This is a genomic window from Pseudomonas sp. GZD-209 (assembly GCF_049310485.1).
GTDB lineage: Bacteria > Pseudomonadota > Gammaproteobacteria > Pseudomonadales > Pseudomonadaceae > Aquipseudomonas > Aquipseudomonas sichuanensis.
The window spans coordinates 42,327-68,049 of record NZ_JBMOWQ010000011.1; the positions used below are offsets into that span (position 1 = coordinate 42,327).

General features: G+C 64.2%; 20 protein-coding genes. 5 read left to right on the forward strand and 15 right to left on the reverse strand.

The annotated features are described in order from the left end of the window. Positions 1-18 precede the first annotated feature (18 nt). The 7 genes from ACO6VM_RS01910 to ACO6VM_RS01940 form a co-directional block, all read right to left on the reverse strand. Entirely contained in the window at positions 19-912 is an 894-nt protein-coding gene (locus ACO6VM_RS01910) for an ABC transporter permease subunit (RefSeq protein WP_401057498.1), read from the reverse strand. After that, a complete protein-coding gene (locus tag ACO6VM_RS01915; protein WP_167409790.1) occupies positions 909-1,829 on the reverse strand; it encodes an ABC transporter permease subunit in 921 nt (306 codons plus the stop codon). Before ACO6VM_RS01915 ends, ACO6VM_RS01910 begins: the two co-directional genes overlap by 4 nt. Further along, complete coding sequence (locus ACO6VM_RS01920) at positions 1,826-2,968, reverse strand: ABC transporter ATP-binding protein (protein ID WP_401057497.1); 1,143 nt, start codon at positions 2,966-2,968, stop codon at positions 1,826-1,828. Before ACO6VM_RS01920 ends, ACO6VM_RS01915 begins: the two co-directional genes overlap by 4 nt. Before the next feature lie 75 nt (positions 2,969-3,043). Next, positions 3,044-4,138: a polyamine ABC transporter substrate-binding protein gene (locus ACO6VM_RS01925; protein WP_258644126.1), complete on the reverse strand. Its 1,095-nt coding sequence runs from the start codon at positions 4,136-4,138 to the stop codon at positions 3,044-3,046. Between the two features lie 160 nt (positions 4,139-4,298). Further along, positions 4,299-5,396, reverse strand: coding sequence for a polyamine ABC transporter substrate-binding protein (locus ACO6VM_RS01930; protein WP_258644125.1), 1,098 nt, complete (start codon positions 5,394-5,396; stop codon positions 4,299-4,301). Between the two features lie 169 nt (positions 5,397-5,565). Then, positions 5,566-6,927, reverse strand: coding sequence for an aspartate aminotransferase family protein (locus tag ACO6VM_RS01935; protein ID WP_390966375.1), 1,362 nt, complete (start codon positions 6,925-6,927; stop codon positions 5,566-5,568). A gap of 48 nt (positions 6,928-6,975) precedes the next feature. Then, a complete protein-coding gene (locus ACO6VM_RS01940; RefSeq protein WP_258644123.1) occupies positions 6,976-8,334 on the reverse strand; it encodes a glutamine synthetase family protein in 1,359 nt (452 codons plus the stop codon). Between the two features lie 667 nt (positions 8,335-9,001). Between ACO6VM_RS01940 and ACO6VM_RS01945 the strand changes: the two genes are divergently transcribed. Further along, positions 9,002-10,378: a glutamine synthetase family protein gene (locus ACO6VM_RS01945; protein ID WP_110992163.1), complete on the forward strand. Its 1,377-nt coding sequence runs from the start codon at positions 9,002-9,004 to the stop codon at positions 10,376-10,378. A 196-nt stretch (positions 10,379-10,574) separates the two neighbouring features. On the opposite strand, the gene argA is transcribed toward ACO6VM_RS01945, so the two are convergent. Both argA and argE read right to left on the reverse strand, forming a co-directional pair. Further along, positions 10,575-11,873: an amino-acid N-acetyltransferase gene (gene argA, locus ACO6VM_RS01950; protein ID WP_125462190.1), complete on the reverse strand. Its 1,299-nt coding sequence runs from the start codon at positions 11,871-11,873 to the stop codon at positions 10,575-10,577. A gap of 125 nt (positions 11,874-11,998) precedes the next feature. After that, entirely contained in the window at positions 11,999-13,141 is a 1,143-nt protein-coding gene (argE, locus tag ACO6VM_RS01955) for an acetylornithine deacetylase (protein WP_401057496.1), read from the reverse strand. Positions 13,142-13,415: 274 nt separating this feature from the next. On the opposite strand from argE, the gene ACO6VM_RS01960 reads away from it, so the two are divergent. After that, the gene (locus tag ACO6VM_RS01960) at positions 13,416-14,807 is read left to right on the forward strand and encodes an inorganic triphosphatase (protein WP_401057495.1); all 1,392 of its coding nucleotides are present in this window, start codon (positions 13,416-13,418) and stop codon (positions 14,805-14,807) included. Here ACO6VM_RS01960 and ACO6VM_RS01965 read toward each other — a convergent pair. Further along, positions 14,796-15,266, reverse strand: a complete 471-nt coding sequence (locus ACO6VM_RS01965; RefSeq protein WP_110992159.1) for an Lrp/AsnC family transcriptional regulator — start codon at positions 15,264-15,266, stop codon at positions 14,796-14,798. The genes ACO6VM_RS01960 and ACO6VM_RS01965 overlap by 12 nt on opposite strands. A gap of 125 nt (positions 15,267-15,391) precedes the next feature. On the opposite strand from ACO6VM_RS01965, the gene ACO6VM_RS01970 reads away from it, so the two are divergent. The 3 genes from ACO6VM_RS01970 to ACO6VM_RS01980 all read left to right on the forward strand — a co-directional run bounded on the left by ACO6VM_RS01970 (position 15,392) and on the right by ACO6VM_RS01980 (position 17,906). Then, on the forward strand, positions 15,392-15,718 hold the full coding sequence (locus tag ACO6VM_RS01970; protein WP_401057494.1) for a hypothetical protein: 327 nt from the start codon (positions 15,392-15,394) through the stop codon (positions 15,716-15,718). Positions 15,719-15,818: 100 nt separating this feature from the next. Next, positions 15,819-17,498, forward strand: a complete 1,680-nt coding sequence (locus ACO6VM_RS01975) for a GspE/PulE family protein (protein WP_401057493.1) — start codon at positions 15,819-15,821, stop codon at positions 17,496-17,498. Positions 17,499-17,591: 93 nt separating this feature from the next. Further along, complete coding sequence (locus ACO6VM_RS01980; protein WP_110992156.1) at positions 17,592-17,906, forward strand: DUF2388 domain-containing protein; 315 nt, start codon at positions 17,592-17,594, stop codon at positions 17,904-17,906. Positions 17,907-18,063: 157 nt separating this feature from the next. On the opposite strand, the gene gcvP is transcribed toward ACO6VM_RS01980, so the two are convergent. The 5 genes from gcvP to ACO6VM_RS02005 form a co-directional block, all read right to left on the reverse strand. Then, positions 18,064-20,937 (reverse strand): aminomethyl-transferring glycine dehydrogenase, encoded by a 2,874-nt coding sequence (gene gcvP / locus ACO6VM_RS01985; protein ID WP_401057492.1) that lies wholly within the window; start codon positions 20,935-20,937, stop codon positions 18,064-18,066. 218 nt (positions 20,938-21,155) lie between these two features. Beyond that, positions 21,156-21,539, reverse strand: a complete 384-nt coding sequence (gene gcvH, locus ACO6VM_RS01990; RefSeq protein WP_153785600.1) for a glycine cleavage system protein GcvH — start codon at positions 21,537-21,539, stop codon at positions 21,156-21,158. Between the two features lie 49 nt (positions 21,540-21,588). Continuing rightward, positions 21,589-22,671 (reverse strand): glycine cleavage system aminomethyltransferase GcvT, encoded by a 1,083-nt coding sequence (gene gcvT, locus ACO6VM_RS01995; RefSeq protein WP_401057491.1) that lies wholly within the window; start codon positions 22,669-22,671, stop codon positions 21,589-21,591. Between the two features lie 124 nt (positions 22,672-22,795). After that, positions 22,796-24,418, reverse strand: coding sequence for an ABC transporter permease (locus ACO6VM_RS02000; RefSeq protein WP_401057490.1), 1,623 nt, complete (start codon positions 24,416-24,418; stop codon positions 22,796-22,798). A 180-nt stretch (positions 24,419-24,598) separates the two neighbouring features. Continuing rightward, positions 24,599-25,600 (reverse strand): extracellular solute-binding protein, encoded by a 1,002-nt coding sequence (locus ACO6VM_RS02005; RefSeq protein WP_125462178.1) that lies wholly within the window; start codon positions 25,598-25,600, stop codon positions 24,599-24,601. Between the last annotated feature and the right edge of the window lie 123 nt (positions 25,601-25,723).

A 25,723-nucleotide genomic window follows, 5' to 3' on the forward strand; every position in this document is an offset into this window, starting at 1 on the left:
GTTTACTCGCGAATGGCGTCAGGCCTGTGCGGTAGCCTGGGACGGGCGACGCACCTGCGGCTGCGAAACGTTGGCCGCGGCGCCTTCCTCGATGGCCTGCTGGATCGCCTTGCGGCGACGTTCTTCGGCCTGGCGGCTGAAGTACCAGACCAGGAAGGTCACCAGCGACACCGACAGCAGGATCAGGCTGGCCACGGCGTTGATCTCCGGCTTAACACCGAGGCGCACGGCCGAGAACACTTCCATCGGCAGCGTGGTCGAGCCGGGGCCGGACACGAAGCTGGCCAGCACCAGGTCGTCCAGCGACAGGGCGAACGACATCATGCCGCCTGCCGCCAACGATGGCGCGATCATCGGGATGGTGATCAGGAAGAACACCTTCCACGGCTTGGCACCCAGGTCCATGGCCGCTTCTTCGATCGACAGGTCCAGCTCACGCAGGCGTGCCGACACCACCACCGCCACGTAGGCGGCGCAGAACGTGGTGTGGGCGATCCAGATGGTGACGATGCCACGCTCCTGGGGCCAGCCGATCATCTGCGCCATGGCCACGAACAGCAGCAACAGCGACAGACCGGTGATCACCTCGGGCATTACCAGCGGCGCGGTGACCAGGCCACCGAACAGCGTGCGGCCCTTGAAGCGGGTGACCCGGGTCAGCACGAAGGCCGCCAGGGTGCCCAGTGCCACGGCGGCGACCGCCGTGTAGCAGGCGATCTCCAGCGAGCGCATCACCGAGCCCATCAGCTGGCTGTTGTCGAGCAGGCCGACGTACCACTTCACCGACCAGCCGCCCCACACCGTCACCAGTTTGGAGGCGTTGAACGAGTAGATCACCAGGATCAGCATCGGCAGGTAGATGAACAGCAAGCCGAGCACCAGCATCAGCTTGGAGAAACTGAAGCGTTTCATGCCCGACCCTCCATCTCTTTGGCCTGGCTGCGGTTGAACAGCAGGATGGGCACGATCAGGATCGCCAGCATCACCACTGCCAGCGCGGACGCTACCGGCCAGTCACGGTTGTTGAAGAACTCCTGCCACAGCACCTTGCCGATCATCAGGGTTTCCGGGCCGCCGAGCAGTTCAGGAATCACGAACTCGCCCACCACCGGGATGAACACCAGCATGCAACCGGCGATGATGCCGTTCTTGGACAGCGGCACGGTGATCTTCCAGAAGCTGTTGAAGGTGCTCGACCCCAGGTCCGATGCTGCCTCGAGCAGGCTTTCGTCGTGCTTCACCAGGTTGGCGTACAGCGGCAGGATCATGAACGGCAGGTACGAATAGACCACGCCGATATACACCGCCAGGTTGGTGTTGAGGATCTGCAGCGGCTGATCGATCAGCCCCAGCCACATCAGGAAGCTGTTGAGCAGCCCGTTGTTGCTGAGGATGCCCATCCAGGCGTAGACGCGGATCAGGATCGCGGTCCAGGTCGGCATCATGATCAGCAGCAGCAGGACGGTCTGCGACTCCTTCTTGGCCTTGGAGATGGCATAGGCCATCGGGTAGCCGATCAGCAGGCACAGCAGGGTGCTGAACAGGGCGACCTTCAACGAACCGAGGTAGGCCGAGATGTACAGCTCGTCTTCGGTGAGCAGGCCATAGTTGGCCAGGTTCAGCACCAGCTGCACCTTGCCTTCGAGATAGGTGTAGATCTCGGTGTAGGGCGGGATCGCCACATCGGCTTCGGCGAAGCTGATCTTCAACACGATGAAGAACGGCAGCATGAAGAACAGGAACAGCCAGATGAACGGCACGCCGATCACCAGGTGCCGCCCCTCCGGGGTCAGGCGCTGGAAGGCTCGCTTGAGCTTGCGCAGTTTCATGACCGCAGTACCACGCCGCTGTCGTCTTCCCACCACACGTACACTTCGTCACCCCAGGTAGGGCGGGTGCCCTGACGCTCGGCGTTGGCGACGAACGACTGGACTACCTTGCCACTGGGCAGCTCGACGTAGAACACCGAGTGGCCACCGAGGTAGGCGATGTCGTGAACCTTGCCACGCGACCAGTTGTGCTCGCAGGTTGGCTGCGTGGTGGTGACCAGCAGTTTCTCCGGGCGCAGGGCGTAGGTGATGTGCTTGTCTTCCACCGAGGTGGTGATGCCGTGGCCGACGTAGATCTTGCGCTCCAGCTCCGGGCTGGCAATGACGGCGTGGCCTTCGGCGTCGTCGACCACTTCACCTTCGAACAGGTTGACGTTGCCGATGAACTCGCAGACCAGGCGGCTGGTCGGGGTTTCATAGATGTCGATCGGGCTGCCGATCTGGGCAATCCAGCCCAGGTGCATGATGGCGATGCGCTGGGCCATGGTCATGGCCTCTTCCTGGTCGTGGGTCACCATCACGCAGGTCACGCCCACGCGCTCGATGATCTCCACCAGCTCCAGTTGCATCTGCGAGCGCAGCTTCTTGTCCAGCGCGCCCATCGGTTCGTCGAGCAGGAGCAGCTTGGGGCGCTTGGCCAGCGAACGGGCCAGGGCCACACGCTGGCGCTGGCCACCGGACAGCTGGTGCGGCTTGCGCTTGGCGTACTGAGTCATGTGCACCAGCTTGAGCATCTCGGCCACGCGGGCGTCGATCTCGGCCTTGGGCATCTTGTCCTGCTGCAGGCCGAAGGCGATGTTCTGCGCCACGGTCATGTGCGGGAACAGCGCGTAGGACTGGAACATCATGTTGATCGGCCGCTCGTAGGGCGGCATGTCGGTGATGTCGACACCGTCGAGGAAGATCCGCCCCTCGGTCGGGCGCTCGAAGCCGGCGAGCATGCGCAGCAGGGTCGATTTACCGGAACCGGAGCCACCCAGCAGGGCGAAGATCTCGCCTTTGCGGATTTCCAGGGACACATCGTCCACGGCTATGGTTTCGTCGAACTTCTTCGTGACCCGGTCGATTTTGACCAGCACCTGCTTGGGTTGCTGGCCACCCTCGAGGGCTTTCTTATAGGCACCGGAGGCAACTGCCATGAGTGAAACTCCCAACAAGATTTATATGCCCACACGGCCTGTAGCTACAGGGGCCGTGGCGGGCCTGGATTGTTGTTACTTGCCCGACTTGACCTTGGTCCAGCTACGGGTCATCAGGCGCTGCACCTTGGGTGGCAACTCTGCGTTGACGAACATCTTGTCCAGCACTTCCTGCGGTGGATAAACCGCGGCGTCAGTCCTCACGGCCTGGTCCATCAGGTCGCCAGCCTTGGGGTTCGGGTTGGCGTAACCGACGTAATCACTGACCTGGGCGATAACCTCAGGCTTCAGCAAATAGTTGATGAAGGCGTGGGCCTCTTTGAGGTTCTTGGCATCCTTGGGGATCGCCAGCACATCGAACCAGAGGTTGCCGCCTTCTTTCGGGATTGCGTAGGCCAGGTTCACGCCCTTCTTCGCTTCAGCAGCGCGGGCCTTGGCCTGGAACACGTCACCGGAGAAGCCTGCCGCGACGCAGATGTCGCCGTTGGCCAGGTCGGTGATGTATTTCGAAGAGTGGAAGTAGGTCACGTAGGGGCGCACGGCCAACAGCTTGGCTTCGGCCTTCTTGTAGTCTTCAGGGTCGGTGCTGTTGGGGCTCAGGCCCATGTAGTTGAGCACCGCCGGGAGCATCTCGTCGGCCGAGTCGAGGAAGGCCACGCCGCATTTGCTGAGCTTCTTCATGTTCTCGGGTTCGAACAGCACGGCCCAGGAGTCGATCTTGTCGGTGCCCAGCACCGCCTTGACCTTCTCGACGTTGTAGCCGATGCCGTTGGTACCCCACAGGTAGGGCACGGCGTACTGGTTGCCCGGGTCGTTCTTCTCGAGGCGCTTCATCAGCGCCGGGTCGAGGTTGGCATAGTTGGGCAGCAGACCCTTGTCGAGCTTCTGGAACGCGCCCGCCTTGATCTGCTTGCCGAGGAAATGGTTGGACGGCACGACTACGTCATAGCCGGTCTTGCCGGCCAGTAGCTTGCCTTCCAGGGTTTCGTTGGAATCGAACACGTCCTGCACCGGCTTGATACCGGTTTCTTTCTCGAAATCCGCGAGGGTGGTCGGCCCGATGTAGTCGGACCAGTTGTAGATATGCACCGTGGGCGCCGCTTGGACGCTGCAAGCCAGCGTCAGGCCCGCTCCAGCCATCAAGGCCTTGCGCAATACAGAAATAGACAAGTGGGGGCTCCTTACAATCAGTGCCTTTGCGGGCGGAAAACCTGGCCGCTCACGCAAAACCGGCGCGCAACTTACCTTCACGGCTTCGATGCCGCAAACTTATTTGCCTAAAGCTGCCTCTGGGCCGCAAAGGCCCGGCCCAGAGGGTCCCGCATCGGGCTTACTTACCCGACTTGATCTTGGTCCAGCTACGGGTGATGTCGCGCTGGGCAGCCTTCTCCGGCGCCTTGATGGCGTACAGCTGTGCCTTCACTTCATCGGAAGGGTAGATAGCCGGGTCGCTGGTAATGTCCTTGTCCACGAACTGGGTGGCCGCCTTGTTGCCGTTCGGGAAGCGCACGGCATTGGTAATGCCGGCCATCACTTCCGGTTGCAGCAGGTAGTCCATGAACTTGTAGGCCGCTTCGACGTTCTCGGCGTCCTTCGGAATGGCAACCATGTCGTAGAAGGTGCCGGCACCTTCCTTGGGAATGGTGTAGCTCAGCTTGACCTTGTCGCCGGCCTCGTGGGCACGGGCCTTGGACTGCTCCAGGTCACCCGAGTAACCCACGGCCACGCAGATGTTGCCGTTGGCCAGGTCGGAGATGTACTTGGAGGAGTGGAAGTAGGTGATCGAAGGACGGATCTTGAGGAACAGGTCTTCGGCGGCCTTCAGGTCTTCTTTCTTGGTGCTGTCGCTTGGCTTGCCCAGGTAGTGCAGCGCGGCCGGGATCATCTCGGTCGGTGCATCGAGGAAGCTCACGCCGCAGCTCTTGAGCTTGGCGATGTTCTCAGGCTTGAACACGGCGTCCCACGAATCGATCTTGTCCACGCCCAGCGCGGCCTTGACCTTCTCCGGGTTGTAGCCGATGCCGATGGAGCCCCACATGTACGGGAAGGCAAACTTGTTGCCTGGGTCGCTGGCGTCGCCGACGGCCTTGAGCAGGGCCGGGTCGAGGTTTTTCCAGTTGGGCAGCTTGGAACGGTCCAGCTCCTGGTAGACGCCAGCCTTGATCTGCTTGGCCAGGAAGTTGTTGGACGGCACGACGATGTCGTAGCCCGACTTGCCCGCCAGCAGCTTGGCTTCGAGGGTTTCGTTGCTGTCGAAGACGTCGTAGACGACCTTGATGCCCGTCTGCTTCTCGAAGTTGGCCACGGTGTCCGGGGCGATGTAGTCCGACCAGTTGTAAACGTGCAGCACTTTGTCATCAGCCTGAACAGCGGTCGCCACGGCACCCATCAGGGCGGCGGCCAGCAGCGTCTTGCCCAATTTCTTCATGCGTAATGCTCCAGAATTTATTATCAAGCCATCTGTTCAGCAGCCAGGGCCCACGGTGCACGCGCTGGGCGACTGAAACAGCCGTTAGTCTGGCAAGTTACAAGGCGCTGTTTCAACACAACCAGAGCCTTGTAATGACTTAATGTCACCTCGCCAGCCTAGCAGACCGTCATTTGATCGCTTCGTACGTCAAATCCAGGCACTTGCGCGCCTTCTCCACCAGTTCGTCCACCTCGGCATGGGTAATCACCAGCGGCGGGGCGATGATCATGGTGTCGCCCACGGCGCGCATGATCAGGCCGTTTTCGAAGCAGAAGTTGCGGCAGACCATGCCCACGCCCTTGCCCTCGTAACGGCTGCGGGTGGCCTTGTCCTTGACCAGCTCGATCGCGCCGAGCAGGCCCAGGCCGCGCACTTCGCCCACCAGTGGGTGGTCCTGCAGCTCACGCAGTCGTTTTTGCAAGTAGGGTGCCACTTCCGTGCGCGCCTTCTCGACGATGTGCTCGTCGCGCAGGATGCGCAGGTTTTCCAGGCCCACAGCGGCCGCCACCGGGTGGCCGGAATAGGTGAAGCCGTGGTTGAAGTCGCCACCTTCGCTGATCACCTTGGCCACCTTGTCACGCACGATCACACCGCCCATGGGGATGTAACCGGAGGTCAGGCCCTTGGCGATGGTCATCAGGTCTGGTTTGAGGTCATAGTAGTCGGAGCCGAACCACTCGCCGGTGCGGCCGAAACCACAGATCACTTCGTCGGCGACGAACAGGATGTCGTACTTCGCCAGGATCTCCTTGACCTTCGGCCAGTAGGTCTCTGGCGGGATGATCACGCCACCGGCGCCCTGGATCGGCTCGGCGATGAAGGCGGCGACGTTGTCTTCGCCCACTTCCAGAATCTTTTTCTCAAGCTGCTCGGCAGCCCACACGCCGAAGTCGTCGGGGCTCATGTCGCCGCCCTCACCGAACCAGTACGGCTGAGGAATGTGCACGATGCCTGGGATCGGCAGGCCGCCCTGCTCGTGCATGCCGCTCATGCCGCCCAGGCAGGCGCCGGCGAAGGTGGAGCCGTGGTAGCCGTTGATGCGGCCGATGATGGTCTGCTTGTGCGGCTTGCCCTTGAGCGCCCAGTAGTGGCGGACCATGCGCAGCACGGTGTCGTTGCCTTCGGAGCCGGAGCCGGTGAAGAACACATGGGTCATGCCCTCGGGCGCCACGTCGGTGATCGCCTTGGCCAGCTCCAGCGCGGGCGGATGGGCGGTCTGGAAGAACAGGTTGTAGTACGGCAGCTCGCGCATCTGCTTTTCTGCCGCCTGCACCAGTTCTTCACGGCCATAGCCGACCGCCACGCACCACAGGCCGGCCATGCCGTCGAGGATCTTGTGGCCCTCGCTGTCCCACAAATGCACGCCCTGCGCCTTGGTGATGATGCGCGGCCCCTTCTCCTTCAGCTGCTTGTAGTCGCTGAAAGGTGCAAGGTGGTGCTCGCCGCTCAGGGTCTGCCATTCACGGGTTTGCGGGTTGTTGACGCTCATGTGCTTCTCCATGGTCCGGTGGCCGCGCCCAGGCGGCCTCAGGGTTGATCACACAGCAAACAGCAGGAACTCTCGCTCCCAGGAGCTGATGACGCGCTTGAAGTTTTCATGCTCGGCGCGCTTGGTGGCGACGTAGCCGGCAATGAATTTCTTGCCCAGGTACTGCTCCAGTGCCCGGCTGATTTCCATGCGTTCGAGGGCATCCTCGATGGTCAGCGGCAGGCGCAGGTTACGGCGCTCGTAGCCGCGGCCCTGTACCGGCGCGCTGGCCTGGATGCCTTCGACCATGCCGATGTAGCCGCACAGCAGGCTGGCGGCGATGGCCAGGTAGGGGTTGGCGTCGGCGCCCGGCAGGCGGTTCTCGACCCGGCGGTTCTGCGGGCCGGCATCCGGCACGCGCAGACCGACGGTTCGGTTCTCTTCACCCCACTCGACGTTCACCGGCGCCGAGGTGTCCGGCAGGAAGCGGCGGAACGAGTTGACGTTGGGGGCGAACAGCGGCAGCGCCTCGGGGATGAACTTCTGCAGGCCGCCGATGTGGTTGAGGAACAGCTCGCTCATGCTGCCATCGGCATTGGAGAAGATGTTCTTGCCGGTGGTGGCATCGACCACGCTCTGGTGCAGGTGCATGGCACTGCCCGGCTCGCCGGTCATCGGCTTGGCCATGAAGGTGGCGGCCACGTTGTGCTTGAGCGCCGCCTCACGCATGGTGCGCTTGAACACCAGGATCTGGTCGGCCAGGTGCAGGGCGTCGCCGTGACGGAAGTTGATTTCCATCTGCGCGGTGCCGTCTTCGTGGATCAGGGTGTCGAGGTCCAGCTGCTGCAGTTCGCACCAGTCATAGACGTCCTCGAACAGCGGGTCGAATTCGTTGGCGGCCTCGATCGAGAACGACTGGCGGCCGGTTTCCGGGCGGCCGGAGCGGCCTACCGGCGGTTGCAGCGGGAAGTCCGGGTCTTCGCTGCGCTTGGTCAGGTAGAACTCCATCTCTGGCGCGACGATCGGCTGCCAGCCCTTGTCGGCGTAGAGCTTGAGGACTTTCTTGAGCACGTTGCGCGGCGACAATTCGACCGGGTTGCCCTTCTTGTCGTAGGTGTCGTGGATCACCTGGGCGGTCGGCTCGATGGCCCATGGCACGAGAAACACCGCGTTCTCGTCGGGGCGGCAGATCATGTCGATGTCGGCCGGGTCGAGCAGTTCGTAATAGATGTCGTCGTCGACGTAATCGCCGGTCACGGTCTGCAGCAGCACGCTCTCGGGCAGGCGCATGCCTTTTTCGGCGATGAACTTGTTGGTGGGCGAGATCTTGCCGCGGGTGATGCCGGTCAGGTCGCTGATCAGGCATTCCACTTCGGTGATCTTGTGCTCTTTCAACCAATCGGTGAGCTGGTCGAGGTTGTTACTCATAAATACCTCAGGAGGTAATGTGGCCCGGTTGCAGGGAACCGGCTGCCATTGACGCCTGGCGTCGGTCAAAGTCGGCGCACACAGCGCCGAGGGGCCTGGACAGGCCCGCGCCTTGATTCTGGATGGAGTGCATTGCTAAAGCAAAAACCTGCGCGCAGGACGCCAGTGGATACACTCCATAAGAGTGGCTCCGCAGTGAAAGCAAAGGGCAGATAGAAAGGAAGACGTGCAGTAACGCATTACGAGGCATGGTTTTTTTGTGCGAACCGTCAATTATTGCGGCCACTGCAGCCACCCACTGTTGCAGGCGTGCAATGATCGGACGGTAACCGGGAGATGTACCTGAGCGCACCGTGCATGCGGTGCTGGCAGGTCTCGACAGGCGGACCATGTGACCCTCGTATTATTGTGTTTTGGGTTGTGACCGAGCTTAGCCTTGTTCATTTTTTTACACAACCACTCCGTAAAAAATAAAACACGGCCCGCTCTGGATAACCCTTCAGCACGAAAATAGCGGATAATGGCACGCCCCGATATGCAGCAAATCTGCCGTAGACGTGCCATTTCAGGGCATCATGGGGCTGGCTTGACTTAACCCGGTCTTTCCGATTGACTGGGGTTGCAAGCCCCCCTTGATTGATATTTTTAACAACAAAGGTGTTGCATCATGTCGGTACCCCCGCGTGCCGTTCAGCTTAACGAAGCGAACGCGTTCCTTAAGGAACATCCTGAGGTTCTCTACGTTGACCTTCTGATTGCAGATATGAATGGTGTGGTTCGTGGCAAGCGCATCGAGCGCACGAGCCTGCACAAGGTTTACGAGAAAGGCATCAACCTGCCGGCCTCCCTCTTCGCCCTCGACATCAACGGTTCGACCGTCGAAAGCACGGGCCTCGGTCTGGACATCGGCGATGCCGACCGCATCTGCTACCCGATCCCCGACACCCTGTGCAACGAGCCTTGGCAGAAGCGCCCTACCGCGCAATTGCTGATGACCATGCACGAACTCGAAGGCGAGCCGTTCTTCGCCGACCCGCGTGAAGTGTTGCGCCAGGTGGTGAGCAAGTTCACCGACATGGGCCTGACCATCTGCGCCGCGTTCGAGCTGGAGTTCTACCTGATCGACCAGGAGAACGTGAACGGCCGCCCGCAGCCGCCACGCTCGCCGATTTCGGGCAAGCGCCCGCAGTCGACCCAGGTGTACCTGATCGACGACCTCGACGAATACGCCGACTGCCTGCAGGACATCCTCGAAGGCGCGAAAGAGCAGGGCATCCCGGCCGACGCGATCGTCAAGGAAAGCGCCCCGGCACAGTTCGAAGTCAACCTGCATCACGTTGCCGACCCGCTCAAGGCCTGTGACTACGCGGTGCTGCTCAAGCGGCTGATCAAGAACATCGCCTACGACCATGAAATGGACACCACTTTCATGGCCAAGCCCTACCCGGGCCAGGCAGGCAACGGCCTGCATGTACACATCTCCGTGCTGGACAAAGATGGCAACAACATCTTCACCAGCGAGGATCCCGAGCAGAACGCCGCGCTACGTCACGCTGTCGGCGGTGTGCTCGAGACCCTGCCCGCCTCGATGGCGTTCCTCTGCCCCAACGTCAACTCGTACCGCCGCTTCGGCGCGCAGTTCTACGTGCCCAACGCGCCGAGCTGGGGCCTGGACAACCGCACCGTGGCCCTGCGTGTACCTACAGGTTCCCCGGACTCGGTGCGCATCGAACACCGCGTCGCCGGTGCCGATGCCAACCCGTACCTGATGATGGCGGCCGTGCTGGCCGGCGTGCACCACGGCCTGACCAACAAGGTCGAACCGGGTGAGCCGATCGAAGGCAACTCGTACGAGCAGCTGGAGCAGAGCCTGCCGAACAACCTGCGCGATGCCCTGCGCGAGCTGGACGACAGCGAGATCCTCAACAAGTACATCGATCCGAAGTACATCGACATCTTCGTCGCGTGCAAGGAGAGCGAGCTGGAGGAGTTCGAGCATTCGATCTCCGACCTCGAGTACAACTGGTATCTGCATACCGTGTAAACGAAAACGCCGCCCTCAGGGGCGGCGTTTTTTATTGGCTGCAGCGACGCTTTCTTCGCGGGGGAAAACAACCCCACAAGCCCTGCAAACCAACCCCGGGAGGGGTTGCAACCTTTTTTCCCCCCACGCCTCTCTTCGGCCCGCCATGACCTGTGGGAGCGGGTTTACCCGCGAAAAGGCCCCAACAAGCATGCGCCTACAACGGCTTCTCGAAAATCTTCGAATTACGCTGGAAGTTATACAGCGACGCTCGCGCCGCCGGCAGCTGTTCCACGCCGCAGGGCGCAAAGCCACGCTCGCGGAACCAGTGCGCGGTCCGGGTCGTCAGCACGAACAAGGTCTTCAACCCCAACTGCCGAGCCCGCGCCTCGATGCGTTCGAGCAACTCGTCGCCGCGCCCGCCATGCCGGTACTCCGGGTTCACCGCCAGGCACGCCAGCTCCCCCGCCTCGGAATCGGCAATCGGGTACAGCGCCGCACAGGCGATGATCATGCCCTCGCGCTCGACCACGCTGAACTGCTCGATCTCCCGCTCCAGCACCTCACGCGAACGGCGCACCAGAATGCCCTGCTCTTCCAGCGGGCTGATCAGGTCCAGCAGGCCGCCGACATCGTCGATGGTCGCCTCGCGCACCACTTCGAACTGCTCCTGGGACACCAGCGTGCCGCCGCCACCGCGAGTGAACAGCTCGGTAAGCAGCGCGCCATCTTCGGCGTAACTGACGATATGGCTGCGCGCCACCCCGCCCTTGCAGGCCTCGGCGGCTGCGTCCAGCAATTCCGCCTGGTAATCGCTGCCCAGGCGCTGCAGGTGCGGCGCAATGTGTTGCGGGCGCAGTTCGCGTACCAGTTGCCCCTTCTCATCCAGCAGGCCGGGTTCGGCGCCGAACAGCAGCAGCTTGTCGGCACCCAGCTCGATCGCGGCGCGGGTGGCCACGTCTTCGCAGGCCAGGTTGAAGATCTCTCCGGTCGGCGAGTAGCCCAGCGGCGACAGCAGCACGATGGAGCGCTCGTCGAGCAGGCGGTTGATGCCCTTGCGGTCGACCCGGCGCACTTCGCCGGTGTGGTGGTAATCGACCCCCTCCAGCACGCCGATCGGCCGCGCGGTGACCAGGTTGCCGGAAGCCACGCGCAGGCGCGAGCCCTGCATCGGCGACGCCGCCATGTCCATCGACAGGCGCGCCTCGATGGCCAGGCGCAGAGCGCCGACCGCATCGATCACGCAGTCGAGGGTAGCCGCGTCGGTAATGCGCAGGCCATGGTGGTAGTGCGGGGTCAGGCCGCGGGCGGCCAGGCGGCTTTCGATCTGCGGGCGCGAGCCGTGCACCAGCACCAGCCGCACGCCGAGGCTGTGCAACAGCACCAGGTCGTGGACGATATTGCCAAAGTTCGGGTGTTCCACACCATCGCCCGGGAGCATGACCACGAAGGTGCAGTCGCGGTGGGCGTTGATGTAGGGAGAAGCATGGCGCAGCCAGTTGACGTAATCGGGCATGACAAGGCCTGTGGATAAGTGAACGGAGAACGAAAAGGCGCACAACGTTCGAAAGTCATCGTCGGAACAGGCTTGCGGTCACGCGCGGTCTCCTCTAGGCAGGAACGAATAAGCTCAATGGACGTTTAGCTCAGGCAATAGTGCCGGATCAGGTCACGCAATAGACGCACGGTAGGCTCGATACGTGACATTTCCAGGTACTCGCCAGGCTGGTGGGCGCAGGCGATGTCGCCCGGGCCGAGGACGATGGTCTGGCAGCCGAGCTGCTGAAGATAAGGCGCTTCGGTGCCAAAGGCCACCGCTTCGGCGCGATGGCCGGTCAGGCGTTCGGCCAGTTGCACCAGTTCGCAGTCGGCGGCCTGCTCGAAGGGCGGCACCTCGGGGAACAGCGGCGCGTAGTCGATGCGCACCTCGTGGCGCTCGGCCAGCGGCGCCAGTTTGCCGCGAATGGCCGCACGCAGCTGCTCGACATCCATGCCCGGCAGCGGGCGCAGGTCGAACTCCAGCGCGCACTGGCCACAGATCCGGTTGGGGTTGTCGCCGCCGTGGATGCAGCCGAAATTCAGGGTTGGCGTGGGCACCGTGAACTGGGGATTGCGGTACTGTTCCTGCCAGCCGCGGCGCAGGCTCATCAGTTCGCCCATCACCGCATGCATGGCCTCCAGGGCGCTGTGGCCGAGGGACGGGTCCGACGAATGGCCGCTGCGCCCAAGGATGTCGATGCGGTCCATGAGGATGCCCTTGTGCATGCGGATCGGCTTGAGCCCGGTGGGCTCACCGATCACCGCCGCACGGCCGAGCGGCTGGCCGGCTTCGGCCAGGGCGCGGGCGCCGGACATCGAACTCTCCTCGTCGCAGGTGGCGAGGATCAGCAGCGGTTGCTTGAAGTCGTGTTCCAGCAGCGGGATCACCGCGTCGATGACCAGGGCGAAGAAGCCCTTCATGTCGCAGCTTCCCAGCCCGACCCAGCGGCCATCGACCTCGGTCAGCTTCAGCGGGTCGCTTTTCCACAGCTGCGGATCGTAGGGCACGGTATCGCTGTGCCCCGCCAGCACCAGCCCGCCCGGGCCGGTGCCGCGGCTGGCCAGCAGGTTGAACTTGCCGGGGGTGACCTGCTGGATCTCGCATTTGAAGCCCAGGTCGCCCAGCCAACCGGCCAGCAGGTCGATGACCGGGCGGTTGGACTGGTCCAGCGCAGGCTGGGTGCAACTGACCGACGGGGCGGCGATCAGGGCGGCGAACTGGTCTTTCAGCGACGGCAACGGCATGCGCGGACTCCTCAAAAGCATGGGGGCATCATAGCAATGCAGATGCCTGACAAAGCAAATCGATCATCCTTCGTGGGGGGGGGGGGGGGGGGGGGGGGGGAGGGGGGGGGGGGGGGGGGGGAGTGGGTGCGCGGTGGGCCGTCATCGGTGGGCTTGCCCCGCGATACCGGCGCAGCCGGTGCCATCTATCGCGGGGCAAGCCCGCTCCCACGATGATTCATGACGTAAGTGCTGTAGACTGCCCGCCACGATGCCCCCTCCTTCCGAGCCCGCGATGCACACAGAAACCGAACTCAAACTCCGCGCCAGCCCCGAGACCCTTGCCGCCCTGCGCGAGCACCCGCTGCTGAAAAAGCGCAACAAGTCCGGCTGGCAGACCCGCGAACTGCTCAATCAGTATTTCGACACCCCCGAGCGTGAACTGTCCGCCGCCCGGGTCGCCCTGCGCCTGCGCCGTGACGGCGAGGTAATCATCCAGACCCTCAAGTGCCGCGGCCAGAGCGTGGCCGGCCTGTCCGAGCGCAACGAGCACGAGTGGCAACTGGACAAGGTCAAGCTCGACCTGAAGAAGCTCGACGCCAGCTGCTGGCCCGAGCAACTGGCCGAGCTCGACAAAAAAACCATCAAACCGTTGTTCACCACCGACTTCACCCGCGAGTACGCGGAGATTTCCTGGGGCCGTGGCAAGGCCAAGGTGGTGATCGAGGCTGCGCTGGACCAAGGCTTCGTGATCGCCGGCAAACGCAAGGAAGCCATCTGCGAGCTGGAGCTCGAGCTGCGCGAAGGCGCGCCCGAAGCGCTGCTGGAGCTGGCCGCCGAACTGGCCGCCACGCTGCCACTGATGCCCTGTGACATCAGCAAGGCCGAACGCGGCTACCGCCTGCTCGACGAAGGCAGCTACGAGCTGGACCTGCCGAGCGCCGAGCTGGATGCCGAAATGCCGGTGGACGACGCCTTCGCCGCCCTCGCCTGGCAATTGCTGGGCAGCAGCCAGCGCCTGGCCGAGCAGTTCCGCTACACCGGCCACTGGCGCCTGCTGCAGGACTGGGTGCGCTGCCTGGCCGAACTGCGCGCACTCACTGGCAGCCTGGGTCAGGCCGCGCCGCGCGCTGCCACCCGCGAGCTGCGCGCCAGCCTCGACGCCCTGCTGGAAGACTGGCGCCCGCTGGTGCTGGCCGGCAACGAGGACGAAGACATCCGCCGCGCCGCGCCCGAGCAGTTCACCGAAGAGCTGGAAGACCCGCGCTGGGGCCAGTTCTCCCTGCAGACCGCGCGCTGGCTGAGCGCCCGTGCCTGGACCGTCGAGCGCAAAGGCCGTGGCGAACGCCAGGGCAAGGCGCAACTGGCCAGCTGGCTGCAGCACCTGCTCGGCGAGGAAGCCCGCGCCCTCAAGCTGCCGCTGTACGTACAGCGCCCGGAAGACCTGGCCGAGCAGCTGCCGCGCATCGAGTCGGTACAGGCCTGGATGCACCATGCCCGCCAGGTGCTCGACCTGCCCCAGCAGGACCGTCTGTACGGTGAGCTGAACAAACTGCATGAGCTGGCCGAGCAAGCGCTGGTCGATGAGCATAAGGACGAGCTGCTGGAAGCACGCATCGAGCAGGCCCGTGCCATCGAACAGAACCGCGCCTGGAAGTACCTGCTCAAGTCGCCCTCAGCGCGTTAAGGGCAGGCTGGTCGTGGACTTGATCTCGGACAAGGCCACGATCGAATTGACCTCCTGGATCCCCGGCACATTCGACAGCTTTTCGAAGAAGAACCGTTCGTAGGCTTCGATGTCCGGGGTGACAATACGCAGCAGGAAATCCACCGAGCCCATCAGCACGTAGCACTCCAGCACCTCGGGGAAGCCGCGGATCGCCTCGGTGAACTCGGCGAAGTTCGAGCGGCCGTGGGCATTGAGCTTCACCTCGGCGAATATCTGCGTATTCAGCCCCACCTTCTTGCGATCCAGCAGGGTCACCTGGCCGCGGATCACCCCCTCCTCTTTCAGACGCTGGATACGGCGCCAGCAGGGCGATTGCGACAGGCCAACGCGCTCGGCAACCTGCGCACTGGACAATGAAGCGTCCGCCTGCAGCACCTCGAGAATGCGCCGGTCATAGGCGTCCAGTTCGCTTTGCATGATTGATTCTCCAATACGCCATAAAACGAATCATCTAATTCGTAAAAACCGTTAATGGCCGAATCATAGCGAAAATATGCCCCGCCGAACGTGCAAGAATTTCTGCACTTTCGCGGAGACCCAGCATGAACGCACTCGAACGCCCCCTCACTTCGCCCCGCACCGACGCCTGGGCCGCCACGGCCGCGCACAGCACCGTGCACTACCACCTGCAGGCCGAAGCCGAGCCGGACACCTTGTGCCGGGTACTGAACCTGTTCGCACTGCAATTTCTTACCCCGCACAGCGTGCAGGTGAGCCAGTGCGACGACATGCTCGATGTGCAGATCGGTATCGGCGGCCTGAGCTGGCACCGCGCCGAAGTGATCGCGCAAAAGTTGCGCAACCTGGTCTGTGTCGCCGAAGTCAGCCTGCACAACCTGCCGCGCCTGGCGCACGTGGCAGTCAGCTGAAGGCCGCCGGCGGCAAGATCCGGAAATCCTTTGCCGCATCGCGGATGGGCCACCCGAGCTAGCCTTTCCAGGCCTTCGCTCACCTGGCCAGGACGCCACCATGCTCGCCAAGGATAGCCATGACCTCGACCTCAACCGCCTGCTCGACGCCCTGCTGGCCGAGCAGCGGATCACCGCCGGCGATGCCCTGCAAGCACTCGAACGGGCAAGGTCCCACCCCGCCGACCATCCCCTGGAACTGATTGCCGGCCTGGCCCTTCTAGACCCACTGCACCCAGGCCAGGCCCTCGGGCTGGATAGCCTCTGCCGCTGGCTGGCGCATCAGGCTGGCCAGCCGTTCCTGCACATCGACCCGCTACAGATCGACCTGGCACGCCTCGGCAACCTGGTCTCTGCGGCATTTGCCCAGCGCCACGGCATCCTTGCGGTGGCCATGGACGACAGCAGCATTACCGTGGCCAGCGCCCAGCCCTACCAGCGCGAGTGGGAAGCCGACCTGGCCCTGAGCCTTGGCAAGCAGGTGCGCCGGGTGCTGGCCAGCCCCAGGCAACTGCGCCAGCTGGCGACGACCTTCTATAACCTGGCCCACTCGGTGCACGGTGCCGGGCAGCAGCAATCGCCGCGCCTGGGCGAGCTGGAGCAACTGCTGGAGCTGGGCGCCAGCCATGCTCAAGCCAGTGCCGACGACGCCCACATCGTGCATATCGTCGACTGGATGCTGCAGTACGCCATCGAACAAGGCGCCAGCGATATCCACCTGGAGCCGCGCCAGGCGCAGGGCCACCTGCGCCTGCGCATCGACGGCCTGCTGCACGCGGTCTACGCCTTCCCGGCGGCGGTTGCGCTGGCCATGGTCAGCCGCCTGAAACACCTGGGGCGGATGAACGTGGCGGAGAAACGCCGGCCCCAGGATGGCCGGCTTAAAAGCCGTCTACCCGGTGGGGCGGACATCGAGTTGCGGCTCTCCACCCTACCCACGCCGTTCGGCGAGAAGCTGGTGCTGCGCCTGTTCGACCCCCGGCAACGGCATGACACCCTCGAGCGCCTGGGCTTGGGCGGCTCGCTGCTGGAACAGTGGCAGGCGCTGTTGCAACAGCGCCAGGGCATCCTGCTGGTCACCGGGCCCACCGGCTCGGGCAAAACCAGTACGCTGTATGCCAGCCTCAGACACCTGGCCACCCCCCAGGTAAACCTGTGCAGCATCGAGGACCCCATCGAACGCCTGGAGCCTGCCATCAACCAGCTGCAGGTCCAACCAGGCCTGGACCTGAACTTTGCCGACGGCGTGCGCGCCCTGCTGCGCCAGGACCCGGACATCATCATGATCGGTGAGATCCGTGACCCCGAGACCGCGCAGGTGGCCGTGCAAGCGGCGCTGACCGGGCACCTGGTGCTGTCCACCCTGCACACCAACGATGCCTGCGGTGCCATTACCCGCCTGCAGGAACTGGGTGTGGCCGACTACCTGATCAAGGCCACGCTGATCGGCGTGCTGGCCCAGCGCCTGGTGCGCACCCTGTGCCCGGCCTGCCGCGACAGCGCCCGGCAGGAGCAGCCCTGCCGCCAGTGCCGGGGCAGCGGTTTCCAGGGCCGCACAGGCTTGTTCGAGTTGCTCAGGGTCAGCGCCAGCCTGCGTGAACGGATCACCCCGGGCGCCGACCTGGCCGCCCTGCGCCGGCAGGCACAGGCCGATGGCCTGCGTGACCTGCAACGCTGCGGCCAGGACCGCGTCGAGCAGGGCCTGACCACCCTGGAGGAGGTGCTGCGGGTCTGTGGATAAGTGATAAATCCCCTGTGTGAACGGGAACTTGGCCTGGGCAGGCATGATCCAACGGGCATCTCAAACAGCCCTCAAAGACCGAGGTGATTCATCATGCGTTTCAAAACAGCCATCGCAGCCACTGTCCTGTTCGCGCTGCCCATTGGCTCCGCCATGGCCGACACGTTCTGGCGCAATATCATCTCCTCGGGTGCCACCACTGCCTCGACCTACCTGACCTTCAAGGACCACAAGCTGATCGTCGCCGCCCAGGATGACGCCGGCAGCTTCGTTGCCAGTGACGGTGCGATTCGCGGGCCGTTCCTGGAAGCTGCCATCAACCAGGTTCGCGCCGACAACCCGGGCGTGCAGGCCAGCGACATGGAACTGGCCAACGCAATCCTGGCCAAGAATGCGGTAGCCGAGTAATCCAGGGAGCTGCTTTGTAGCCCAATCGCCGGCAAGCCGGCTCCCACCCCGACCGCATCAGCCCAGGCCATGCGCAAACCTTGTGGGAGCTGGCTTGCCAGCGATGAGGCCAGTACAAGCAACACAAAATTGCTGCTTCCACAGGGCGGGGGCAATTTCAGCGATACGCCTCCACCGGCACACACGAACAGAACAGGTTCCGGTCCCCATACACGTTGTCGACTCGGTTCACCGCCGGCCAGTATTTATGCTGGCGTGCGTGAGCGCTGGGGGCGATGCCCTGCTCGATGCTGTAGGGCCGGTTCCACGGCGCCAGCACGTCGGCCAGGGTGTGCGGGGCATGCTTGAGCGGGTTGTCCTCGGCGGGCCAGTTGCCGTCCTGCACCTGCGCGATCTCGGCGCGGATCGCCAGCATCGCTTCGACAAAACGGTCCAGCTCGGCCTTCGACTCACTCTCGGTAGGTTCGACCATCAGCGTGCCCGGCACCGGGAACGACATGGTCGGGGCATGGAAGCCATAGTCCATCAGGCGCTTGGCCACATCCTCCTCGCTGATGCCGGTCAGCGCCTTGAGCGGGCGCAGGTCGAGGATGCACTCGTGGGCCACCCTCTGGTTGCGCCCGCTGTAGAGCACCGGGAAGGCATCGCGCAACTGACTGACCAGGTAGTTGGCCGACAGGATCGCCACCTCACTGGCATCGGCCAGCTGTGGCCCCATCATGGCGATGTACATCCAGCTGATCGGCAGAATGCTGGCGCTGCCCCACGGCGCGGCACTGACCGCCGTGTTGTTCGGGTCCAGCCCGGGCACCGGCACAACCGGGTGGCTGGCGACGAACGGCTTAAGGTGCGCACGGATGCCGATCGGCCCCATGCCCGGGCCACCGCCGCCATGGGGGATGCAGAAGGTCTTGTGCAAGTTCATGTGCGAGACGTCGGCACCGATGTCGGCCGGGCGCGCCAGCCCCACCTGGGCGTTGAGGTTGGCGCCATCCATGTACACCTGGCCGCCGTGCTGGTGAATCACCTCGCAGATCTCGCGGATGCCCTCCTCGTACACGCCATGGGTCGAGGGGTAGGTGATCATCAGGCAGGACAGCCGTTCGCCGGCGGCCTGGGCCTTGGCCTTGAGGTCGTCGAGGTCGACGTTGCCCTGCTCGTCGCACTCGACGATCACCACCTCCATGCCGGCCATCTGCGCCGACGCCGGGTTGGTGCCGTGGGCCGAGGACGGAATCAGGCACAGGGTGCGCTTGGGTTGGTGGCGGCTCTGGTGGTAGCGGGTGATCGCCATCAGCCCCGCGTACTCGCCCTGGGCGCCGGAGTTGGGCTGCATGCAGATGGCGTCGAAACCGGTGATGGCGCACAACCAGCTTTCCAGCTCGTCGATCATCGCCTTGTAACCCAGAACCTGGGCGGCCGGGGCGAACGGGTGCGGCAGGGCGAACTCGGGCCAGGTGATCGGGATCATCTCGCTGGTGGCGTTGAGCTTCATGGTGCAGGAGCCCAGCGGAATCATCGACTGGTTGAGCGCCAGGTCCTTGTTCTCCAGCTGCTTGAGGTAGCGCAGCATCTCGGTTTCGCTGTGGTGCAGGTTGAACACCGGGTGCTGCAGGATCGGCGTGCGCCGCACCAGGGCGCCGGGGATGCCCTCGGGCAGGGCTTGCTGGTCCAGGGTGGCGATGTCCAGGCCGTGGTCGACGCCAAGGAAGATGTCGAACAGCTTGAGCACCGTGGCTTCGTCGCAGGTTTCGTCCAGGCTCAGGCCCAGATGCCCACGGCCAAGGATGCGCAGGTTGATGCGGGCAGCCTCGGCGCTTTCGATGATCGCCGCCTGGGTGCCACCGACGTCCAGCGTGAGAGTGTCGAAGAAGTGCTGGTTGAGGCGCTTGATGCCTTTGCTTTGCAGCCCGGCGGCGAGAATGAAGGTCAGCCGGTGCACCCGCTGGGCGATGCGTTGCAGGCCCTCGGGGCCGTGGTAGACGGCGTAGCAGCTGGCAATGTTGGCCAGCAGCACCTGCGCGGTGCAGATGTTGGAGTTGGCCTTCTCGCGACGGATGTGCTGCTCGCGGGTTTGCAGGGCCATACGCAGCGCAGTATTGCCGCGGGCATCGCGGGACACCCCGATGATGCGCCCGGGCATGGCCCGCTTGTAGTCGTCACGACAGGCGAAATAGGCCGCGTGAGGGCCGCCGAAGCCCATGGGCACGCCAAACCGCTGGGTGGACCCAAGCACAACGTCGGCGCCCAGTTCGCCGGGCGGGGTGAGCACCACCAGGCTGAGGATATCCGCCGCGACGCAGGCCAGGGCCTGTTGGGCGTGCAACTGGTCGATCAGCGGGCGCAGGTCACGCACTTCGCCGTGGGTGTCGGGGTATTGCAGCAAAGCGCCGAACACCTGGTGGCTGGCGAGGTTATCCACAGAGTCGATGATCAGGTCGAAGCCGAAGCCTTCAGCGCGGGTCTTGAGCACCGACAGGGTTTGCGGATGGCAATGCTCGTCGGCGAAGAACGCGTTGCTCTTGCTGCGCGCCACGCGCTTGGCCAGGGCCATGGCCTCGGCGGCGGCAGTGGCCTCGTCCAGCAGCGAGGCGTTGGCCAGGGCCAGGCCGGTGAGGTCGATCACCATCTGCTGGTAGTTCAGCAGCGCTTCCAGGCGCCCCTGGGCGATCTCGGGCTGGTAGGGCGTGTAGGCGGTGTACCAACCCGGGTTCTCCAGCACGTTGCGCAGGATGACGGTGGGGGTGACGGTGGCGTGGTAGCCCATGCCGATCAGGCTGGTCCACAGCTGGTTCTGCGCGGCATAGCCGGCGAGCTTGGCCAGGGCGGCCTGTTCATCGAGGGCCGGCGGCAGGTCGAGCGGGCGGTTGAAGCGGATGCCGGGCGGCACGGTCTGCTCGATCAGTTCGCCGCGGCTGGCAAGGCCAAGGGCATCGAGCATGGCCTGCTGCTCCTGGGCATCGGGCCCCAGGTGGCGACTCAGGAATGAGTTGGATACTTGCAGTTGATGCAGGGACGGCGACTGGGACATGGCGACGATCTCTTCCTGGACCAGTTCTCATGGAGACTTACAAGTCTAGGAAGGGATCGGCGATGTTGCGGGAAAACTTGCGCTTGCAGTGCCAGGGCCATCGCGGGGCAAGCCCGCTCCCACGCCAGGTCGAGGACACCACCCAATCCTTGGGAGTATCCAGATTGTGGGAGCGGCGGTGCGCCGGTGCGACTTGCCCCGCGATAGGGCCCTCAGGCTTACTCGCCGATGGCAGCCTTGTAGCCCGCGGCATCCAGCAGTTTGTCCAGCTCGGACTTGTCGCTCGGCTTGAGCTTGAAGATCCACGATTCGTAGGGCTCTTCGTTGAGCAGCTCCGGGCTGTCGGCCAGCTCTTCGTTGACCGCGATCACTTCGCCACCGATCGGGGCGTAGATATCGGAGGCAGCTTTCACCGACTCGACCACGCCGGCAGCGTCGCCTGCGGCGAACACCTTGCCGACTTCGGCCAGCTCGACGAACACCACGTCACCCAGGGCTTGCTGGGCATGGTCACTGATACCAACGGTCACTGTGCCGTCGGCTTCCAGGCGGGCCCATTCATGGCTATCGGCAAAACGCAGGTCGGCGGGGATTTGGCTCATAGTCTTGTATTCCTCGATTGGGTCAGCGGTTGGCCCGCCGTTAAATTAGTCAGATCAGGATCTTGCCGTGGCGCACGAAGGTCGGTTTGACCACCCGCACCGGGTACCACTTGCCGCGGATCTCCACCTCGGCGCGTTCGCCAGTAGCAATGGGCACGCGGGCCAGGGCAATGGACTTGCTCAGCGTAGGAGAGAAACTACCACTGGTGATCTCCCCTTCGCCAATCCCGGATACACGGACCACCTGGTGGGCGCGCAGCACGCCGCGCTCTTCCAGCACCAGGCCGACCAGCTTTTCCTGCACACCTTGCTCGATTTCCGCCAGCAGGCCGGCCCGGCCGATGAATTCGCGGCTGGCCGGCTCCCAGGCAACACTCCAGCCCAGGTTGGAGGTCAGCGGGGTGTGGGCTTCGTCGATGTCCTGGCCATAGAGGTTCATGCCGGCCTCCAGGCGCAGGGTGTCGCGGGCACCCAGGCCGCTCGGGGCAATGCCGGCACCGACCAGGTCGTTGAAGAACGCCGGGGCCTGCGCGCCGGGCAGGATGATCTCCAGGCCGTCTTCGCCGGTGTAGCCGGTGCGGGCAATGAACCAGTCACCTTCGGCAACGCCTTCGAACGGGCGCAGCTCGCGGATCAGGGCCGCGCGTGCGGGGCTGAGCAGGGCTGCGACCTTCTCGCGGGCTTGCGGGCCCTGGATGGCGAGGATCGCCAGTTCCGGGCGCAGCTTGAAATTGATGGCGAAACCGACGCTGTGCGCCTGCAGCCAGGCCTGCACCTTGTCGCGGGTAGCCGCGTTGGCCACCAGGCGATAGCCGTCCTCGGTGCGGTAGGCGATCAGGTCGTCGATCACCCCACCGTCGGCGTTCAGCAGCGGGCTGTAGAGGGCCTTGCCGGGGGCGTCGAGGCGGGTCACGTCATTGGCCAGCAGATGTTGCAGCCAAGGGGTGGCGGCACAGCCATCGATGTCGATGACGGTCATGTGGGAGACATCGAAGACCCCGCAGTCACTGCGCACCTGATGGTGCTCCTCGACTTGCGAGCCGTAGTGCAGGGGCATGTCCCAACCGCCAAAATCGACCGTCTTGGCGCCGAGCGCCAGGTGCAGGTCATACAGAGGCGTACGCTGTCCCATGGGTTTCTCCTTCCGGGCGTGGCGAGGCGGCGGCAGTCGGCGATGTTCAGTCATCACCTGTTCTTGTAGGAGCCGCCGCTGCGAATGCCGCGCATTGTAGCCGCAAGCTGTCGGCCTGACACCTTTAGCGCGGTTGCCCCGGACGATGGGCCGAGCGGCGGATCAAACCGATGACCGGCAGCAGGCCGACCAGCACCAGGCTCAGCGCCGGCAACGAGGCGCGTGCCCATTCGCCTTCGCTGGTCATCTCGAACACCCGCACGGCCAGGGTGTCCCAGCCGAACGGGCGCATCAGCAGGGTGGCCGGCATTTCCTTGAGCACGTCGACGAACACCAGCAACGCAGCGCTCATGGCACCCGGCACCAGCAACGGCAGATACACCTTGAAAAACAATCTCGGCCCGGCGACCCCTAGGCTGCGGGAAGCCTCCGGCAGCGACGGGCGGATGCGCTCCAGGCTGCTTTCCAGCGGGCCGTAGGCGACGGCGATGAAGCGCACCAGGTAGGCCAGCAGCAACGCCGACAGGCTGCCCAGCAGCAGCGGTTTGCCCGCCCCGCCCAGCCATTGCGAAAACGGAATCACCAGTTGATTGTCGAGGTAACTGAACGCCAGCATGATCGACACCGCCAGCACCGAGCCCGGCAAGGCATAGCCCAGGTTCGCCAGGCCGACCCCGGCGCGGATGCCGGTGGTCGGCGCCTGGCGCCGGGCAAAGGCCAGCAGCAAGGCGGCGCAGACGGTGATCAACGCCGCCATGCCACCCAGGTAGAGGGTATGCAGCACCAGCCCGAGATAACGCTCGTCGAGGTCATGCCGGCCCCGCTGCCAGCACCACACCAGCAGTTGCAGCAGCGGGATGACGAAGGCGCAGGCGAACACCAGCAGGCACCAGCTGCTGGCGGCGAACGCCTTGATGCCCCGCAGGTGGTAGAGCGCCTGCCCCCGTGGCCGTTCGTTGCCGCTGCGGCTGGCACCGCGTGAACGCCGCTCGCCATACAGCACCAGCATCACGGCCAGCAGCAGCAGGCTGGCCAGTTGCGCCGCGCTGGACAGGCTGAAGAAGCCGTACCAGGTCTTGTAGATGGCGGTGGTGAAGGTGTCGAAGTTGAACACCGACACCGCGCCGAAATCGGCCAGTGTCTCCATCAGCGCCAGGGCGATACCCGCACCGATGGCCGGCCGCGCCATGGGCAATGCCACCCGCCAGAACGCCTGCAACGGCGACAGCCCCAGCACCCGCGCCGCCTCCATCAGGCCCTTGCCCTGGGCCATGAACGCGGTGCGCGCCAGCAGGTAGACGTAGGGGTAGAACACCAGCACCAGCACGGTGATCACCCCGCCAGTGGAGCGCACCCGGGGCAGGCGCATCGGCCCGAAGACTTCGCGCAGGGCACTCTGCACGGGGCCGGCGAAATCCAGCAGACCGACGAACACGAAGGCCAGGACATAGGCCGGGATGGCGAATGGCAGCATCAGCGCCCAATCCAGCCAGCGCCGCCCGGGGAACTCGCAGAGGCTGGTGAGCCAGGCCAGGCTCACGCCCACCACGGTCACGCCGACACCGACACCCAGCACCAGGGTCAAGGTGTTGCCCAGCAGGCGGCTCATCTGGGTGTCGAGCAGGTGCGACCAGATCTGCAGGTCGACCGTCTGCCAGGACAGCAGCAGGACGCTCAGCGGCAGCAGGACCAGCGCGGCGATGAGAAAGACCGGGGGGTACCAGCGGCGTTGGGGGGCGTGGGGCAAGGCGGGGATCTCTTCTGCAGTGACATAGCATCGGGGGGGGGGGGGGGGGGGGAAATGCGAAAAGGGGGACGGAAGTACGATGCGAGTGACGCAAGAAGCATCGCGGGACAATCCCGCTCCCACGGGTCACGTGGGAGCGGGCTTGCCCCGCGATGAATGCTCAAGAATAAGGCGTTGGACTCAGTTCCAGCCAGCCCGATCCATCAAGCGAATAGCCTCGGCCTGGCGCTTGCCGGCCACTTCCACCGGAATGCTGTCAGCCTTGAAGCTGCCCCAGGCCGCCACTTCTTCCGAAGGCTTCACCTTCGGGTTGGCCGGGAACTCCTGGTTGATGTCGGCGAACAGTTTCTGCGCTTCTTCGCCGGTCATCCACTCCACCAGCTTCTTCGCCGCTTCCGGGTGCGGTGCATGCTTGGTCAGGCCGATACCCGACAGGTTGACGTGCACGCCACGGTCGCCCTGGTTGGGCCAGAACAGCTTCACTGGCAGGTCAGGCTTCTCTTTGTGCAGGCGGCCGTAGTAGTAGGTGTTGACGATGCCCACGTCGCACTGGCCGGCGGCGATGGCATTGAGCAGTGCGGTGTCGTCGGAGAACACGTCGGTGGACAGGTTGTTGACCCAGCCTTTGACCAGCTTTTCAGTCTCAGCCTCGCCGTGGTTCTGGATCAGCGTGGCGGTCAGCGACTGGTTGTAGACCTTCTTCGCCGTACGCAGGCACAGGCGGCCTTCCCACTGCTTGTCGGCCAGGGCTTCGTAGGTGCTCAGCTCGGACGGTTTCACGCGCTCGGTGGAGTAGACGATGGTCCGCGCACGCAAGCTCAGGCCAGTCCAGTCGTGGGACGAGGCGCGGTATTGCGCGGGGATGTTCTTGTCGATGATGTCCGACTTGATCGGCTGCAGGATGCCCATCTGCTCGGCTTGCCAGAGGTTGCCGGCATCGACGGTGAGCAGCAGGTCGGCCACGCCGTTCTGGCCCTCGGCCTTGATGCGCTGCATCAGCGGCGCTTCCTTGTCGGTGATGAACTTGACCTTGACGCCGGTCTTGGCGGTGTAGGCGTCGAATACCGGCTTGATCAGCTCGTCGATGCGCGAGGAGTACACCACCACTTCGTCCGCCGCCTGGGCGGTGCCGCCGAACAGCGTGAGGGCCAGGGCGGCCAGTAGGGGTTTGCGGGGCAACATGGGGGGCACTCCTCGCTGATATGAGAGGTGCGAATGGTAGTGAATCCCATTTTCTGGCTCACCTGCCGAGCAGTTACCAGATGTTGCAAACAATCGCGGGGGGAAAACACCCCCCCAAAAATG

What these genes read in the sequence shown, in the direction of transcription:
- ACO6VM_RS01910 (WP_401057498.1), bottom strand. Translation starts at nt 912, where the DNA reads ATGAAACGCTTCAGTTTCTCCAAGCTGATGCTGGTGCTCGGCTTGCTG.
- ACO6VM_RS01915 (WP_167409790.1), bottom strand. Translation starts at nt 1,829, where the DNA reads ATGAAACTGCGCAAGCTCAAGCGAGCCTTCCAGCGCCTGACCCCGGAG.
- ACO6VM_RS01920 (WP_401057497.1), bottom strand. Translation starts at nt 2,968, where the DNA reads ATGGCAGTTGCCTCCGGTGCCTATAAGAAAGCCCTCGAGGGTGGCCAG.
- ACO6VM_RS01930 (WP_258644125.1), bottom strand. Translation starts at nt 5,396, where the DNA reads ATGAAGAAATTGGGCAAGACGCTGCTGGCCGCCGCCCTGATGGGTGCC.
- ACO6VM_RS01935 (WP_390966375.1), bottom strand. Translation starts at nt 6,927, where the DNA reads ATGAGCGTCAACAACCCGCAAACCCGTGAATGGCAGACCCTGAGCGGC.
- ACO6VM_RS01940 (WP_258644123.1), bottom strand. Translation starts at nt 8,334, where the DNA reads ATGAGTAACAACCTCGACCAGCTCACCGATTGGTTGAAAGAGCACAAG.
- ACO6VM_RS01945 (WP_110992163.1), top strand. Translation starts at nt 9,002, where the DNA reads ATGTCGGTACCCCCGCGTGCCGTTCAGCTTAACGAAGCGAACGCGTTC.
- argA (WP_125462190.1), bottom strand. Translation starts at nt 11,873, where the DNA reads ATGCCCGATTACGTCAACTGGCTGCGCCATGCTTCTCCCTACATCAAC.
- argE (WP_401057496.1), bottom strand. Translation starts at nt 13,141, where the DNA reads ATGCCGTTGCCGTCGCTGAAAGACCAGTTCGCCGCCCTGATCGCCGCC.
- ACO6VM_RS01960 (WP_401057495.1), top strand. Translation starts at nt 13,416, where the DNA reads ATGCACACAGAAACCGAACTCAAACTCCGCGCCAGCCCCGAGACCCTT.
- ACO6VM_RS01965 (WP_110992159.1), bottom strand. Translation starts at nt 15,266, where the DNA reads ATGCAAAGCGAACTGGACGCCTATGACCGGCGCATTCTCGAGGTGCTG.
- ACO6VM_RS01970 (WP_401057494.1), top strand. Translation starts at nt 15,392, where the DNA reads ATGAACGCACTCGAACGCCCCCTCACTTCGCCCCGCACCGACGCCTGG.
- ACO6VM_RS01975 (WP_401057493.1), top strand. Translation starts at nt 15,819, where the DNA reads ATGCTCGCCAAGGATAGCCATGACCTCGACCTCAACCGCCTGCTCGAC.
- ACO6VM_RS01980 (WP_110992156.1), top strand. Translation starts at nt 17,592, where the DNA reads ATGCGTTTCAAAACAGCCATCGCAGCCACTGTCCTGTTCGCGCTGCCC.
- gcvP (WP_401057492.1), bottom strand. Translation starts at nt 20,937, where the DNA reads ATGTCCCAGTCGCCGTCCCTGCATCAACTGCAAGTATCCAACTCATTC.
- gcvH (WP_153785600.1), bottom strand. Translation starts at nt 21,539, where the DNA reads ATGAGCCAAATCCCCGCCGACCTGCGTTTTGCCGATAGCCATGAATGG.
- gcvT (WP_401057491.1), bottom strand. Translation starts at nt 22,671, where the DNA reads ATGGGACAGCGTACGCCTCTGTATGACCTGCACCTGGCGCTCGGCGCC.
- ACO6VM_RS02005 (WP_125462178.1), bottom strand. Translation starts at nt 25,600, where the DNA reads ATGTTGCCCCGCAAACCCCTACTGGCCGCCCTGGCCCTCACGCTGTTC.